Origin of the sequence: uncultured Gimesia sp., assembly GCF_937910335.1 — a bacterium.
In the GTDB taxonomy this organism is placed as follows: Bacteria; Planctomycetota; Planctomycetia; order Planctomycetales; family Planctomycetaceae; genus Gimesia.
This window is the reverse complement of the sequence record NZ_CALEMX010000473.1, coordinates 23317-38277: the sequence shown is the minus strand read 5'-3', so window position 1 is coordinate 38277 and position 14961 is coordinate 23317. Positions and strand designations below refer to the sequence as shown.

Sequence of the window (14961 nt, the reverse complement as noted above, 5' to 3'; positions counted from 1 at the left end):
CGGAAGGCAGCTTGTGGCGTCGTGGTTAAACTAATTGTTGGTAGATCAAATGATTGATCGATTGAGCCGAACATGAATTCGAATACTACAAGGGTTGATGAGTTAACGCATCCCACTCGTTTTCTGGGAATCGATCCGGGGCTCAATCGCACGGGTTATGCAATACTTGAGCATTCTTTGAAGTGCCCTGTTCTCTGCGAAGGGGGCATCATACGATCGAATCAAGAATCGAATCTTGCAGCCCGCGTGCACGAAATCGGATCGGGAATTCGAGAAGTCATTGAAGAATTTCATCCTGATATCATGGTGATCGAACAGGTTTTTACAACTCCCAAGTTTCCCAAAAGCTCCATCATTATGGCTCATGCCCGGGGTGCGATTTTATATGCAGCACATGATGCCGGAGTACCAGTCGTGCATTACACTCCCACTCAGATTAAAAAGTTGATTACAGGCAGTGGTCGCGCATCGAAAGAACAGATACAGCACGCCATCAAGACAGAACTCGGTCTGAAAACGGTTCTCGAACCTAATGATGTTGCAGATGCATTTGCAGCCGCCTTATGCCATTACCATTCAATGCGCGTCTCCTGTTTCTAAACGGCGCGCTCACAAATTAAACTCTCAGGCAAGCAACCATGATTACAAATATTCGCGGTGAACTTAATGAACTCAACTTAAGTGAAGCCATCATTTCAGTAGGTGCTTTTGATTATCAAGTCTACATCCCTGAATTTGTCCGCCGTCAACTTCAACCTCTGATAGGTAAAGAGGTCAGTCTGAAAACGATTCAATATATCGAAGGCAATCCACAAAAGGGGAGGCTCACTCCACGGTTGATTGGTTTTATGAGTCATGCTGAACGAGAGTTTTTTGAGTTGGTCTGTTCAGTCGATGGTGTCGGTGTCAAAAAAACGTTGCGTGCCATGGTACGGCCTGTGAATGAAGTTGCGACTGCCATTGAAGAAAAAGACCTGAAACAACTGACGACGCTACCCGGAATTGGCCCTGCGGTCGCAGAACGGATTGTCGCCAAACTCAGACGCAAAATGGCGAAGTTTGCCCTGATTGTCGCCAAAGAATTTCCGAATGATGAGGCAAGTACCGATGTCTTCGGTGAAGCATACGAAGCTTTACTGAGCCTGGGATATTCAACTACAGAAGCCCGATCTAAAGTCGAAACGATGGCATCTGAGGGAAAAAAGTTCAAAAGTATCGAAGAATTCCTGACGGCACTTTATCAGCAGGAACGAGGATAATCATCTTTACCTGCAGTCACTTTCATGCCGCTAAAATCGCTATAATCAGCAGATCGGTTCTCATTTCTATCTGAACTTAGAGGTCTTCTGGCTGTCTGATGCTTATCGTTTGTTCTATTGCATTCTCGGACCTAGGTTTAAATATCCCTCTCTCTACTTGATCGCGCATTTATCGGTTGATTTCGATCCTTGTACAGCAGAGTGGAATCAATTTCCCTTTTCTTTTTTGTCAGAAAACTAAGCACATTGGCACAATTATCATGGTTGCGAAATCAGTCAAAAAGAAGACCAATCAATACTCTTCCCTGGATATAAACCGACTCTGCATGGGGGTCAAATTACAGGCTCCAATTTATGATGGTGGCAGGGAAAATAATATTTTGCTTCTGGCCAGTGGCAAGACAATTACAAAAGGAACCATTGAGAATTTAAAGAAACGTGGCATCAGCAGTGTACGAGTTCACGAACGAGACCTGGCAAATTTAACAAACGACAATAGTGCAAAGCAACGATCTCCAAGAACTGAAAATACCGAAAATACCAGAGTAGATAATTATCGCAAAGATAGTCAATTAAAGCCTGTGTCTTCTGCTGCACAAAAACATGATGCAGATAAAGAACGGACCGATTCTCCCTGGCAAATCCAAACCAGTTCTTTTTTGCATCAAATCAAGCCAGTGCAGGCAATCAGTTACTCTCCCGGGATGAAAACTGAATACAAAAAACAATTTGCGGGATTAACAAAAGCTACTGATAGCCTTTACAGTCAATTGCTACTCTCAGCAAATGTCAGCATGCCTCAGATTACTGATATTACAAATATATCGTTCTCTCAAATGGTGCAAGACATGGACCTTTTTGTTCTGGAAGGAATTGCCCCGATAGATTCCGGTAATTTCTGCAGGCATGGTCTGCAGATGTCGAGTCTGGCCATGGCAATCGGCACACAACTGGGATTGAGCCGCGAAAATCTGGTTCATCTCTCGATTGGCTGTCTCTTACATGACACCGGAATGAGCCGTATTAATTACAAAGCAGTCAAGGGTAATGAACCACTTACTCCCATCGATTATATGGAGTTGAAAAAGCATCCTATCATTACCTATGACTTGTTAAACAAAATACACGAAATTCCGATGGTTTCAAAAATCATCGCCTATCAGATACATGAACGTTGTGATGGATCAGGATACCCTCGAAAGCAAAAAAGTAATCAAATTCACCCATTCTCTAAAATTGCTGCGGTAGCGGATGAGTATCTTGACCAGGTTTCAACACGACCTGGAAAAATGGAACTGCATCCCTATTTCGCTGCGGAAAAATTGATCTATGGTGCTTCGCAGGGGAAATTTGACAGTAACTCGGTACGTGCATTACTCCAATCGATCTCACTTTACCCGCTTGGTTCTTTAGTCGAACTCAGTAACGGACAACTGGCAACTGTGATTCGGACGAACCGAAGTCAATATGATAAGCCAATCGTTGAAGTCCAGTCAGCGGATGGCTTGAACCAGTTGAGGAACCTCCTGGATGATAATATTCATGTGATCCGAACCATTTCCGAGGAAGAAACGCAACCTGCTTAGTCTCTCAGATAAGCTGGCTGGTGCGAACGTTACGGACAAGCTCATTCCACCAAGGCAACTCGCAAATCCATCACATTGGTTTGTGTGGCTCCAGTTTTTAACAGGCCACCCACTTGCACGAGACAAGGGTAAGAATTATGGTCTCGCAAAAAAATTTCCGGTTCAATGTTGAGTTCATGCGCGCGTTGTAGAATCGTCGAATCCAGCAAACCGCCGGCTGCATCTGTGGGACCATCTTCTCCATCGGTTCCTCCAGACAGAATACAGATTTTGGAAATATCCTCATTCCAAAGGCGCTGCATTGCGGCCAAAACTAATTCCTGATTTCGGCCTCCTTTACCCGGATTTTGAGTCGAAGACAAATCTACTACGGGTTCACCTCCACTTAAGATGCAAGCTGGTCTGGAAACAGGACCTGTGCGATCACGAATTTCCAGACAAAGTTCAGCTAGTGCGATCCCTGTTTCGGCGGCGGTTCCTTCATTTTCTGATCCCAGGGAATAGATTTCAAAACCGGACTCGCGTGCTGTTTGTTTTGCTGCATCGAGTGCAGTTGAATTACTGCCGATGATTTGATTCATCACATTTGCTTTATTGGAACTCACATGTTTGGTGGCGTGTTTTTGATCATCTTTTAATATATGCCAAATACTGCCTGGAACCTGTTGAGGTTCTTTAATAAGACGCCGCAATATTCCCACTGCTTCATCCGAAGTGGAAGTATCAGCGACTGTGGGTCCGGAAGCAATAATCTCCAGCGGATCGCCGACTACATCCGAAATAATTAACGCGATCAACGTTCTGCATGTAGCCGCCTCAGCAAGCCGTCCTCCTTTAACTTGGGAGATTTGTTTACGAACGCAGTTTAATTCCTGAATGGTAGCCCCTGAAGACATCAATAATTTTGTGATCGACTGCTTGTCCTCGAGCGTCACCGGAGGCAGGGGAGCTGGTAATAATGCACTTCCTCCTCCTGAGATTAGTACCAGGCAAATATCTTCCGGATTCAAGCTGGAGATTTTTTGTAGAATTTGACGAGAACCGAACACGCCCTCAGCCGTCGGTTCATTCAGACTCTTTGGGCGGGCGGGATGCAGATGTATCAGCGAAAGCGGACGAATGCAATCAGCGGGTACATTTACCCAGCCGGTGGTTCGCTTTTCGAGGGCAGAACCTTTTAATGCTGCTTCGACCCCTGCAGCCATTCCACTACCCGCTTTGCCGGCTCCGACAACCAGCAGCTTTTCCTGGCCTTGTAAACTGAAAGAGCGGCCACAAACGGAAAGTGCTTTGTCTGAAATCTGAATCGCATTGCAAACGAGGGATTCTGAATCGACTGCTTGCACTCCTGCATTCCAGATCTGCAACGCCTGCTGGGAAATTAAGGGCAACTCTGGCATACCTACCTCGCAAGAAGAAAAAGCGTGCGTTCGAGAAACAGAAAATTTATCAGGGATCTACCTGAACTGGAGGTGCTTCTTCGACGGTTGTATTTAAAGCACGCGCTAACTCTTTTGCAAGGACACGTCCTTCGACTTCGGTCGGGGGCACTTTCTCTTTCAATAATTTCTCTCGGTAGAGCTGATCTTTCTGATCATACCAGAGCGGATCGACCTTAGCCTGGGAAATGGAATCCACTTTCCAGACACCTGTCCGACTTTTTATCAGATGAATATCCGGCTTGATGGCATATCCATTTTTCTGAATTTGAATACTGACCTGTGCTGTATCCCCGGTGAGCTGAACGTCAAGAAACCGGTAATCGATACGTGCGCGACTGTCTTGAGAATCTTGTTTAAGATTTTTTGCCAGCGCAGCCTTTTCCGGTGTTAGCAGAATACGAATCTTTGATTCATCGCCTGATTGCAGAGCTTTCACAAAATCAAGCGAGATTTGCTTGACCTGATGACGTTCATATAACCTCTGTGCCCCTAGTACGATGAGGGCAAGTCCGATCGCAACTAGTGCGCCGATTAAGAACTTTTGAGACAGAGGCCGAGTGACCATCAGGCGCCCGGGCGAAGATGACTATAGGCTGTTAGAATCGCATATAAATCCGTTGGGATTTTCACTTCGTCTTCTGAAAAATCAGAAACCCATGTACGACGAAAATGAACTGCTTCTGCCAAAGCGTCTGCGATTTCCCCAAAGCGGACATTGACCATTTGGTCATTCTGCTTGAGCGTTTCTTCTTCACCTGTGAAAATTCGAAGCCGATGTTTCATAGAGGATCCTTCCTATATCGATCTCGTAGATTTTTTGACCAGCTGAATCTACAGCCAGGCAGAGACAATTCCCTGCAAACAAAAATCCTTAGATAAGATTGAACAATTTGAAAGCCGGAACTCATCCGACATAATCTTATTATCGGCTTAAGGGATTTGGCTTCTTGACTGAAAAGTTCAGTTTTTTTTGATTTTAACGGACGTAAGATCTGCTCAGTTTACCCAATTTCAAAATGCGTGTGTAAAATTTACCAGTCGATCGGCGATTTCCGCGCATTGAAGTCGATGAAAGAATTTTCTAACAGCAAACTTTGCCGGGAAGAATTCGCTTTGAAATGGATCCGATTCAGGAAATGCTAGATTCAAAGCCAAGTAAAGCGGGCAGCTCGTGCATGAAACGAAACGATTTCGCTCCCAAAGCTTCCAGTTCTTCGGGTGAACTGTGGTCGGCGTATCCCAGGACTGGAATTCCCGCAGCAACCGCCGCCTGCACTCCCAGGTGACTGTCTTCGACTACCACGCATTCTTCCGGATGAACGCCCATCTGTGCAGCGGCATAGAGGTAGAGATCGGGTTCCGGTTTCCAGACACCCAGGGTATAGGCAGAATAAATGTGCCCTTCGAAGAAGTGAAGCAAATCAGTAATCTTCAACGTCTGTGCCATCTTTTCTTCAGGTCCATTCGAGGCAACACACTTGGAAACGGGAATCGAGGCTAAAGCCTCACGGACTCCTAGGATGGCCTGTAACTCGGTTTGAAATACGTCTGACATCTGAGCCCTTACCTGAGTAGCAAAATCATCGGGTAATTTTTTACCCATCTGGTCTTCCACAACGGCGAGACAGTCTGCCAGCTTTCCTCCCTTGAATTGTTGTACCGCCTGTTCAGGTGACAGTGGGAATCCGACATCGGTAATCATTTCTGCCAGAACACGGTTTCCCAATGTTTCACTGTCAACCAGCACTCCATCACAATCAAAAATGACCGCTTTACAATTCATCATATCGCTCAATAATTTCTCTTTTTCAGAATCTTACGGAATCTTATTCGGGCAATTCGATATAGATCCCATCCTCTTCCACAAAAACGGGAAAAGTGGGATGACACAATCGGTCATTCAGACAATGTTTTCCGGAGGTCACATCAAATTGCCAGCCATGCCAGGGACAGGTTACTACGGTACCATTTAAACTTCCCTCACCCAAGGGCCCCCCCGCATGAGGGCAGACTCCATCCATCGCATAATAGTGTTGATCCACATGGAAGAGAGCAATGACCCGGTCTTCAGCGACAAACTCTCCCGATGAGCCTTCCGGTACTTCTGTCACATCCGCGATGCGTACTTTCATTCCCATTGGTCCCCCTTGTCTAAGTCAAAATAGGTCATGCGTAAGTCACGCCTGAAATGAAGATGGTCACCTGTCAGCCCCACCTGTCAGCCCATTGTACCTTCACATGTACGGTATCTCTGACTCAGGTTGTAGTTGACTGCCGCGAATGATTCAATTCAGGCTGCTTTTTTTTCCTGAATCGACTCTGTCGGACGCTGCTTTTTCACACGCACACGCGGCTCGCTTTTCCAGCGACGATGAACCCAGAAATACTGTTCCGGCGACTTTCGAACGGCATTTTCCAACGCCGTTGTATACTGCTGTGTAATTTCACCAACCGGGTCTTTCGAAGTACATTTTGTAGAATCAATCAGTTGTTCGCAGCCCATTTCGAATTTCACCCATTGGTTACGTTCAAAATCATCAGGCAGTCTGCGTGCGTAACCTACGCAAATATAGGCACGATATTCCAAAGCCAATAAAGCGATTGATTTGAATGTAGATGCAGGCTTACCAAAAAAGTCGACGAACAGTCCTCGTTTTCCTGCATCCTGATCACCGAGTAATGCCAAATGACCACGCCGCTCGATTGTGGCAATCATATCATCGTAGCCCCCTTTTTTGGCCATCGCCCGATGTCCCGTATGTTGACGGAACTTTTCAAACCATTTATTCAGGTAGGGATTATCCAGTTCGCGGGCAACGACTCCCATTGGAAAGCCAAACAGACCAAATACGGAGACCGCGATTTCCCAATTGCCATAATGTCCACTCAGCAGAATGACGGGGCGTCCGGAACACAAAGCGGTAATTAATTCTGGTGGATAATCAAAATCCAGCACATCAAAGATATTTCCGCGATGCAACTTGCGGGGCAACTGGATAATTTCCACAACCATCCGAAATAGATGCACCCACATCTGATAGATGGTTCGTTCAATTTCTTTTTCCGAGAGTTGTCCGCCATACGCTATCTGTAAATTTTCAGACGCCACGCGATATCGAGTCCACTTGCGAGGTAGACAATAATGAATGAAGAATGCCAGACCTTTGGCTAATGACACTGATTCTCTGATTGGCAAAGATCGCACAATACAGACCAACGTACGGAAAATCAGATATTCCAGTCGATACCTGGTCATTCGCCAATTGAACATGAAATCGCTTCCTCTTGCTTCCCTGCTGTACTTACCATGCTTAGTCCGTAATTCAGACTAAAAAGCTATAAAAGTGTCTCCAGAATCGTAAAATTCGTCAACCCCCAATTAATTCCACCTCATTGATCACAGCACCAGATCAAAAAATGGACTAAATCAACTGGATCAATAAATTTCCCTCGGATTTGAAGGCACTTGCGTATATATTTATATAGGGCATTTCATTCCATTAACTCGCTCATTCGGATGTTTTTTGCAGCTTCATTCAGAACTCATTTTTATGTCTCACCAACCGTATCAATTTATCGTTATGCGATTCCTGCTTGCAGCGGGGGCGGTGTGCGTATTGAATTTAACATTGATTCAAAAAACTGCGTATGCCACCTGTGGTGATTATCTCTCTCATACAGAACAACAGCCTGAATTTTTCTCAGACTCAATGATTCCATCAGATCAAACTCGAACTCAACAAAACCTGCCCTGTTCTGGTCCCCGATGCCAAAACCATCGACCTGATCCGTCTCCAGAGTCCCCGATGATAGTCATCATATCTTTAAAACCTGCCTGCTCTCTCTTTATGGAAACGCATCCCCGTCGAATACAGATTTCGGATTCAATGAATTCCGGCACTTTAATTCTGTCGGGAGACTATCGACAACGCATCGAGCGGCCTCCGCAATTCTCTGGCTCCTGAACGTTCTGATTTTAGCAACGTTACCTCAGACGTCTCATGAAACTGTTTACCATACTACCAATCTGATTTTGATTGCGCGTGCGCAATTCGATTTGTAGTTGCTAATACCAGTTTTGCATGCAGCCATTTTTGCCGGATCGATCGCCATTATGACCTCATCTGATTCTTTTGTAGTGGAATCTCAACCACGGCGCACTGTTCGTCGTGCAGTCGGTCCGAAATTGCGCAAGGTTTTATATCTTGTTTTGTTTCTCGTCGCCTTATTAGGCGCCAATTCCATCTATCTTGTCAGTATCACCGTTTATGACAAGTTAAGTGGGGATACGCTGGAAAACTGGTTTTATCAATATATGTTCCTGGGGCATCTGATCCTGGGACTGTTATTACTGGCTCCGTTTATCCTGTTTGGCATCATTCATATTTCTAACACGAAGAATCGACTCAACCGCCGCGCAGTACGTGTTGGATATGCGCTGTTTATTGTTTCCTGCCTCCTGTTGATTTCCGGAGTTCTTTTATTACGTATCGGTTCCTTCGACCTAAAAAATCCGACGGCTCGTTCCATTACTTACTGGTGCCACGTTCTCACTCCTCTCAGTGCAATCTGGCTCTACTGGCTGCATCGTCTGGTAGGCCCCAAAATTCGCTGGAAGGTTGGAATTTCTTATCTGGCTTTGATTACGGTAATGGTCGTGGGAATGCTCATGTTTCATTCCGCTGACCCTCGCAATTGGAATGTAGTTGGCCCTGCCTCGGGCGAGAAATATTTTTCGCCTTCATTGGCACGCACTGCGACTGGTGATTTTATTCCCGCAAAATCATTAATGATGGACGCCTATTGCCAGAAATGCCATCCCGATACTCACGCTGACTGGAAAAACAGCGTGCATCATATTAGCTCTTTTAATAACCCTGCTTATCTGGCGTCGGTCAGAGAAACACGCAAAGTTTCTTTCGAACGCGATGGAAATCTACAGGCATCCCGTTTTTGTGCGGGTTGTCACGATCCTGTCCCTTTCTTCAGCGGCGCGTTTGATGATCCTGGTTTTGATGACATCAACCATGCAACTGCCCAGGTGGGAATCACCTGCACTTCCTGCCACGCCATTACACATATTAATAGTGTGCGAGGCAACAGTGACTACACGATTGAAGAACCCATTCATTATCCATTTGCTTACAGTGACAACCCGTTTTTGCAATGGGTGAATAATCAACTGGTAAAAGCCAAACCTGCGTTTCACAAAAAAACGTTTTTAAAAGATTTACACAAATCAACAGAATTTTGCGGTTCCTGTCATAAGGTTCATTTACCTGAAGAACTCAATCAGTACAAGTTCCTTCGCGCACAAAATCATTACGACTCATTTTTATTGAGTGGAGTTTCGGGTCATGGAGCGCGCAGCTTTTATTATCCACCACATGCTGAAAACAATTGCAATAAATGTCATCTGCCTGTTAAAGCCTCGGATGATTTTGGCGCCAAGTACTTTGACAATGCCAAAGAGCTTAGTGTCCATAATCATTTATTCCCGTCAGCGAACACTGGCATAGCAGCGCTACGAAATGACGAGAAGACGGTTGCCGCTCATCAGGAATTTCTCAAAGACAATCTCCGCGTCGATTTCTTTGGAATCAGAGAAGCAGGCAGCATTGATGGTAAATTGATCGCTCCCTTACGGCCTGAGGTCCCTGTATTGAAACCGGGAAATAAATATCTGTTGGAAACTGTGCTTCGTACATTAAAGGTCGGCCATCATTTCACACAGGGGACAGCTGACTCAAATGAAATCTGGTTAGATGTTACGGTCAAAAGTGGCGACCGAATCATCGGCCGAAGTGGATCCAGGGAAAATGATGGTACCGTGGACCCGTGGTCACATTTCATCAATGCCTTTGTGATTGATCGAAACGGTAATCGCATTTCACGTCGCAATGCACAAGATATATTTGTGGCCCTGTATAACAATCAGATTCCCCCCGGTGCAGGGCAAACCATTCATTATGAACTTAATCTGCCCAAAGATTTAAAGGCCCCTGTAACCGTTGAAGCAAAATTGCAGTACCGCAAGTTCGATACACATTATATGAAGTTTGTCGCGTCTTCGCTGGAAGCCAGAGGACAGGGACTCTCCGGGAAGAAAAAAGGCTCCCCCTATATCAACACATTACCGATCACCACAATCGCCGCCGATACGATTACGTTTCCCGTGGAAGGTGTCACTGCAAAAATCATCAACAAAAAGATAGAAATCCCAGTATGGGAACGCTGGAACGATTATGGCATCGGACTGTTCCTGAAAGGCAAGTCGGAATTACGACAGGCTGCGGAAGCATTTCAACACGTCGATCAACTGGGGCGTTACGATGGTTCCTTAAATCTGGCACGTGTGTATTTCCGCGAAGGGCGACTATTGGACGCCGTTAATGTTCTGAAAAAAGCGGCTGCATTTACAGATCCCCCTGCCCCTGCCTGGACTCTCGCCTGGCTGAGCGGCAAAGTAAATCAGCAATTGGGGCATCTGGATGTAGCAGAACGAAATTTCCGTAGTGTTCTGGAAGATCAAACGGAAGAACGCATCGTCCGCGGATTTGACTTCAGCAAAGATTACGTCGTGATTAATGACTTGGGACAAAATCTGTTTGATCAAGCCAAACGGTATCGCACGAAAGAAAATCGAGCGCAGCGAAACCAGATTTTGAATCAGGCAGTTGAACAATTTCAAAAGACATTAGCCTTAGACCCGGAAAATGTGACGGCTCATTACAACCTGTCCTTGATTTATGACCAGTTGGAACAAACCGAACTCGCACAACAACACCGAAAACTGCATCAGATGTATAAAATTGATGACACGGCGAGAGGTTTATCCGAGCGAAAAGCCCGCGAAAAATATCCGGCAGCCAATCATGCAGCCGAACATCCAGTGATTTATTCACTCAATAGAACCGTCAAACCATAGATAGAATCGCGATTCTTCTCTCTAAAAGAGAGCAGGGAATTCGAATCAAACATAACGAGGACCATCAAATGGCCAATCAGAATCATGACGAACTCCATTCAGAACTGCACAATCTGGAAGAGGAATCCGAGCAAAATGATGAATTCATCGGTCGTGCCTTCTGGTATTCCTTGGCGATCATTTTGGTCTTTGCAATGGTTGCTGGAACAATCTATGTAATGACTCAGCTCAACCAGCCTGCTGAAATAGTCAAGGAAACTCCGCTAAGTCTGCCGAAACAGCGTGTGGTAGAAGAAATCAGTCTTCCCAAAATCCCCTTTACTGATATCACAAAAGCGGCTGGCATTGATTTTGTTCACAATAACGGTGCTGCCGGAGAAAAGTTACTTCCCGAAACGATGGCGGGAGGCACTGCATTCTTCGATTACGATAATGACGGTGACCAGGATTTGTTGCTGGTGGGCGCGCAGGACTGGCCCTGGAGTCAGCCACAGAAAACAGAGCGTGCTTCCTCATTGGCTTTGTACCAGAATGATGGATCAGGAAAATTTAAAGATGTCACACTCGAAATGGGTCTCAACGTTTCACTCTACGGCATGGGAGTTGCCTGTGGTGACTATGATAACGATGGTCGCATTGATCTGTTTATATCTGCATTGGGTACCAACCGCTTGTTCAAAAACGAAGGTAATCGATTTATCGATGTTACAATGCAGGCGGGAATGGGTGGCTTTCAAAATCTTTGGAGTACCAGTTGTGGCTGGTTTGACTATGACCGCGATGGGGATCTGGACCTGTTGGTCTGCAACTATGTGGAATGGTCGCGCGAATTTGACCGTGCGCAGAACTTCACTCTGAAAGGTGGTATCCGCGCTTACGGTCGTCCACAAAACTTTAATGGCGTCCCTCCCCTGCTCTATCAGAACCAGGGCAATGGCCGCTTTACCGAAATCTCTGAGCAAGCCGGTCTGAAAATTATTACATCCGCGACGGGAGTGCCCCTGGCAAAATCACTGGGCTTGAATTTCTATGATTTTGATCAAGATGGATTTCTTGACATCTTTATCACCAATGACACAGTGCAGAACTTTCTATTTCACAATCAAAAAAATGGAACATTCACAGAAGTGGCGGCTATTTCCGGAGTCGCATTTGACATGGACGGCAATGCACGCGGCGCAATGGGCATTGATATTGCCCCCTTCCGCAACAATGGAACATTAGGCATCGCCATTGGCAACTTTGCCAATGAAATGACAGCCCTCTACACCTCACCCGGCAAAGAGATGCAATTTGTTGACGAAGCCGTTTCGAATGGACTAGGTCCGCAAACCCGACTGGCTCTCACATTCGGCGTATTCTTTTTTGATGCCGACCTCGATGGTCGTCTTGATCTGTTCTCAGCGAATGGTCATCTTGAAGAAGATATCAACATCGTTCAGGAACGGCAGCACTACAAACAATCGCCTCAACTGTTCTGGAACTGTGGTTCGCAATATTCGACTGAATTTTTGTCCTTAGGAGAATCAGAGATTGGTTCCGATTTTAAACGACCGCTGGTCGGCCGCGGGGCCAGCTTCGGCGATATTGATCATGATGGTGATCTGGATCTGTTGATTATGACAACCGGAAATAAACCGAGGCTCTTACGAAACGATCAGGAGACGGGGCATCATTGGGTTCGTTTCCAACTCACCAGTGATCCGAATCAAAGTGATAAAGGGATTTCCCCTGTTTCCAGTCAGCATGCATTGGGTGCTCAAATTCAGATCGAAACGCAAACTGGCATTCAAAATCGGCTGGTCATGCCTACCCGCAGCTATCTGTCACAAACTGAGCTGCCAGTTACCTTTGGACTAGGGAACGAAGGTATCATTCAAGCGGTTTCTATTACCTGGCCTTCGGGAACGGTTTCTAGCTGGGATCAACTCAAATCCAACCGGTTATATCAAATTTCGGAGCAAAACGGGCTCGTTGAAAAATAGAAACATCCTGTTTTACCAAATGTTGCTATTTCTAGTGAGTTAATAGAAATAAATAAGATATCCTTGACAAACTCGCATAAATCGGTTTTGATGTATCCGCTTCAAAATGTAAGATCAAGTAGGATGAATTTCAGATTATCCTTGAATTACTGAGAGTACATTTGGCATAATACACGCTTAGGTGATTTTAATAGATTCCTTCCCCAACTGGATTAATGTGATAGAATTAGAAACATTACCAGAATCATCTAAAACTAAACTCTGAAGTTACCAGTGAATTTCGGAGCCATCCGCCGAGTAAATCGACGATATTCCAACCCAAGAAGAAGTAGTGCTCTTTGCAAATAGCAAGTGTTAAACCTCTGGCCTTTGAGAGCCACCAACCAAACACAATTATCCCCACGACCGAAAATGGAGATTTCATTATGAACTTGGATCAATCGCGTCGCGATTTTCTACATGTTGGCTTTGCAGGCGGAATCGGGCTGACGTTGCCTCAGTTCCTTCAGATGAAAAGTGCACAGGCAGATCTCAAACATTATGAGAGCAAAGAAGGTACTGCGAAATCAGTCATCTTTATCTATCTGCCAGGTGGTGCTGCACATCAGGAAACATGGGATCCTAAACCTTATGCTCCAGTTGAGTACCGAGGTCCTATGAATTCGATCGACACGAATGTCTCGGGCGTTCGCTTGAATGAAAAGCTGGTCAAGACGGCACAAATAATGGACAAGCTGACCATCTGCCGTTCGATGTCACATGGTGAAGCCGCTCACGAACGTGGGACACATAATATGTTCACCGGATATCGACCGAGTCCTGCTTTGAAGTTTCCCAGCATGGGAAGTGTAGTCACACATGAATTCGGCCCCAAGAACAGCATGCCACAATATGTATGCATCCCTAATCAACCAAACGAATTTGCCGGTACGGGATATCTTAGTTCTTCATTTGCCCCGTTCAGTGTAGGATCAGATCCTGCTTCCAACGGCTTCAAAGTCCGTGACCTGAATCTGCCCGGCGGTGTTGATACCAAACGATTCACCCGTCGCCGTTCCCTTCTGGGAGCAGTCAACGATCACTTTGTCTCCAAAGAAAAATCGGATTCACTGGACGCTGTTGATACATTCTATAAACAAGCTTACGACATGGTCTCTTCGAAAGCCTCTCAGGAAGCATTCGACCTGAATAAAGAAGATGCCAAAGTCCGGGACGCTTATGGTCGTAATTCAGCAGGCGCTCGTATGCTACTTTCTCGAAGACTCGTTGAAGCAGGTGCCCGCTTTATCACAATGACCTATGGTGGTTGGGATATGCACGACCGGATTCAGACCGGAATCACAAATAATGTGCCTTCATTTGACCAGGCCTTCTCAACGTTAATTACAGATCTGAGCCAGCGTGGACTCTTAAAGAGTACATTGGTCTGTATCTGCAGTGAATTCGGACGAACTCCGAAAATCAATGCCACTGCAGGACGCGATCACTGGCCGAAAGTTTTCAGTGTCGTCATGGCTGGTGGTGGAGTGAAAGGTGGAAACATCTACGGTGCTTCCGATGCTATTGCGAGTGAGCCTGAAGATAACCCACTTAATGTAATGGACTGGGCAACTACAATTTACCATTGCCTGGGAATCGTATCTGATAAAGAATTGATGGCACCTGGCGACCGTCCAATTGAAATTGTCAATGGTGGAAAAGTGATTAAGGATCTCCTTGTCTGATCCACCAGAAATATATTTATTGAATTTGATTTGTTAA

At 45.6% G+C, this 14961-nt stretch carries 12 protein-coding genes; 6 read left to right on the top strand and 6 right to left on the bottom strand.

The annotated features are described in order from the left end of the window. Nucleotides 1-72: 72 nt before the first annotated feature. The 3 genes from ruvC to Q0668_RS19070 all read left to right on the top strand — a co-directional run bounded on the left by ruvC (nt 73) and on the right by Q0668_RS19070 (nt 2845). Nucleotides 73-600: a crossover junction endodeoxyribonuclease RuvC gene (ruvC, locus tag Q0668_RS19080; protein WP_298867546.1), complete on the top strand. Its 528-nt coding sequence runs from the start codon at nt 73-75 to the stop codon at nt 598-600. A 38-nt stretch (nt 601-638) separates the two neighbouring features. After that, entirely contained in the window at nt 639-1259 is a 621-nt protein-coding gene (gene ruvA, locus Q0668_RS19075) for a Holliday junction branch migration protein RuvA (RefSeq protein ID WP_298867544.1), read from the top strand. A gap of 260 nt (nt 1260-1519) precedes the next feature. After that, nucleotides 1520-2845, top strand: coding sequence for an HD domain-containing phosphohydrolase (locus tag Q0668_RS19070; RefSeq protein ID WP_298867542.1), 1326 nt, complete (start codon nt 1520-1522; stop codon nt 2843-2845). 41 nt (nt 2846-2886) lie between these two features. Here the strand turns inward: Q0668_RS19070 and Q0668_RS19065 are convergent, their stop codons facing one another. From Q0668_RS19065 to Q0668_RS19040, 6 genes are all read right to left on the bottom strand, one after another. Further along, complete coding sequence (locus Q0668_RS19065; RefSeq protein ID WP_298867540.1) at nt 2887-4245, bottom strand: DUF4147 domain-containing protein; 1359 nt, start codon at nt 4243-4245, stop codon at nt 2887-2889. 49 nt (nt 4246-4294) lie between these two features. After that, nucleotides 4295-4852, bottom strand: coding sequence for a hypothetical protein (locus Q0668_RS19060; RefSeq protein WP_298867538.1), 558 nt, complete (start codon nt 4850-4852; stop codon nt 4295-4297). After that, nucleotides 4852-5070 carry a hypothetical protein gene (locus Q0668_RS19055; protein WP_298867535.1) on the bottom strand — a complete coding sequence of 73 codons (219 nt, stop codon included), beginning with the start codon at nt 5068-5070 and terminating at the stop codon, nt 4852-4854. Before Q0668_RS19055 ends, Q0668_RS19060 begins: the two co-directional genes overlap by 1 nt. A gap of 346 nt (nt 5071-5416) precedes the next feature. Beyond that, nucleotides 5417-6073: an HAD-IA family hydrolase gene (locus tag Q0668_RS19050; RefSeq protein ID WP_298867533.1), complete on the bottom strand. Its 657-nt coding sequence runs from the start codon at nt 6071-6073 to the stop codon at nt 5417-5419. Between the two features lie 40 nt (nt 6074-6113). Further along, complete coding sequence (locus Q0668_RS19045) at nt 6114-6419, bottom strand: Rieske 2Fe-2S domain-containing protein (RefSeq protein WP_298867529.1); 306 nt, start codon at nt 6417-6419, stop codon at nt 6114-6116. Nucleotides 6420-6577: 158 nt separating this feature from the next. Continuing rightward, complete coding sequence (locus tag Q0668_RS19040; protein WP_298867527.1) at nt 6578-7558, bottom strand: lysophospholipid acyltransferase family protein; 981 nt, start codon at nt 7556-7558, stop codon at nt 6578-6580. Between the two features lie 843 nt (nt 7559-8401). Between Q0668_RS19040 and Q0668_RS19035 the strand changes: the two genes are divergently transcribed. From Q0668_RS19035 to Q0668_RS19025, 3 genes are all read left to right on the top strand, one after another. Continuing rightward, nucleotides 8402-11215, top strand: a complete 2814-nt coding sequence (locus tag Q0668_RS19035; RefSeq protein ID WP_298867525.1) for a multiheme c-type cytochrome — start codon at nt 8402-8404, stop codon at nt 11213-11215. Nucleotides 11216-11283: 68 nt separating this feature from the next. After that, nucleotides 11284-13200, top strand: coding sequence for a CRTAC1 family protein (locus Q0668_RS19030; protein WP_298867524.1), 1917 nt, complete (start codon nt 11284-11286; stop codon nt 13198-13200). A 425-nt stretch (nt 13201-13625) separates the two neighbouring features. Next, nucleotides 13626-14924 carry a DUF1501 domain-containing protein gene (locus Q0668_RS19025; protein WP_298867523.1) on the top strand — a complete coding sequence of 433 codons (1299 nt, stop codon included), beginning with the start codon at nt 13626-13628 and terminating at the stop codon, nt 14922-14924. Nucleotides 14925-14961 lie beyond the last annotated feature (37 nt).

Coding starts and splice junctions, on each gene's coding strand:
- ruvC (WP_298867546.1), top strand. CDS start 73: ATGAATTCGAATACTACAAGGGTTGATGAGTTAACGCATCCCACTCGT.
- ruvA (WP_298867544.1), top strand. CDS start 639: ATGATTACAAATATTCGCGGTGAACTTAATGAACTCAACTTAAGTGAA.
- Q0668_RS19070 (WP_298867542.1), top strand. CDS start 1,520: ATGGTTGCGAAATCAGTCAAAAAGAAGACCAATCAATACTCTTCCCTG.
- Q0668_RS19065 (WP_298867540.1), bottom strand. CDS start 4,245: ATGCCAGAGTTGCCCTTAATTTCCCAGCAGGCGTTGCAGATCTGGAAT.
- Q0668_RS19060 (WP_298867538.1), bottom strand. CDS start 4,852: ATGGTCACTCGGCCTCTGTCTCAAAAGTTCTTAATCGGCGCACTAGTT.
- Q0668_RS19055 (WP_298867535.1), bottom strand. CDS start 5,070: ATGAAACATCGGCTTCGAATTTTCACAGGTGAAGAAGAAACGCTCAAG.
- Q0668_RS19050 (WP_298867533.1), bottom strand. CDS start 6,073: ATGATGAATTGTAAAGCGGTCATTTTTGATTGTGATGGAGTGCTGGTT.
- Q0668_RS19045 (WP_298867529.1), bottom strand. CDS start 6,419: ATGAAAGTACGCATCGCGGATGTGACAGAAGTACCGGAAGGCTCATCG.
- Q0668_RS19040 (WP_298867527.1), bottom strand. CDS start 7,558: ATGTTCAATTGGCGAATGACCAGGTATCGACTGGAATATCTGATTTTC.
- Q0668_RS19035 (WP_298867525.1), top strand. CDS start 8,402: ATGACCTCATCTGATTCTTTTGTAGTGGAATCTCAACCACGGCGCACT.
- Q0668_RS19030 (WP_298867524.1), top strand. CDS start 11,284: ATGGCCAATCAGAATCATGACGAACTCCATTCAGAACTGCACAATCTG.
- Q0668_RS19025 (WP_298867523.1), top strand. CDS start 13,626: ATGAACTTGGATCAATCGCGTCGCGATTTTCTACATGTTGGCTTTGCA.